This is a genomic window from Kocuria subflava (genome assembly GCF_012163155.1).
In the GTDB taxonomy this organism is placed as follows: domain Bacteria; phylum Actinomycetota; class Actinomycetes; order Actinomycetales; family Micrococcaceae; genus Kocuria; species Kocuria subflava.
Map to the genome: position 1 here is coordinate 1 of NZ_JAAVUN010000140.1, position 658 is coordinate 658.

The following is a 658-nucleotide window of genomic DNA, read 5'->3' on the forward strand; positions in this document are numbered from 1 at the left end:
TGATGCCCTTGTTGGCGCGCGGCGCCTTCTGTCGGTAGCTGACGACGACGTTGGCGCCCCCGCCCGCCAGGACCTTGGCGGTGTCGGCGCCCACGCCGCGGGAGGATCCGGTGATGACGACGGTCTTGCCTGCCACGGAATTCATGAACAGCTCTCCTTGCAATCGAGGGGGTTTTTCGACTGTGGGCGTTGGTGGTTTCGGGGTGCGGCGGTGTGGGTCACAGGCCCATGCCGAGGCCGCCGTCCACGCGGATCACGGTCCCGTTGACGTACCCGGCCCCGGGCGAGGCCAACCACTGAACGGCGCTGGCGACCTCGGCAGGATCGCCGAATCGCCCGGCGGGGATGCTGGCCATGTAGTCGGCCGTGACGTCCTCCGGCAGCTCCGCCGTCATGTCCGTGGTGATGTAACCCGGGGCAACCACGTTGGCGGTGACGTTCCGAGCGCCCAGCTCACGGGTGATGGCCCGCGCCATGCCGATCAGGCCAGCCTTGGAGGAGGCGTAGTTGGCCTGGCCGGGCGCACCCATGACCCCCACCACGGAGGAGATGAACACGATCCGACCGCGCTTGAGTTTGAGGAAGCCCTTGGTCGCGCGCTTGGCCACACGAAAGGCGCCGACCAGGTTGGTGTCAAGCACGGACGTGAAGTCGTCCT

2 protein-coding genes are annotated in these 658 nt (G+C 67.6%); both read right to left on the reverse strand.

All coding sequences use genetic code 11. The features are described 5' to 3' along the window. The coding region (locus tag GTW58_RS14795; RefSeq protein ID WP_168023594.1) for an SDR family NAD(P)-dependent oxidoreductase at positions 1-145 on the reverse strand (145 nt) is incomplete at its 3' end. 73 nt (positions 146-218) lie between these two features. After that, positions 219-658: SDR family oxidoreductase (locus GTW58_RS13420; protein WP_168023595.1), on the reverse strand; the 440-nt coding region annotated here is incomplete at its 5' end.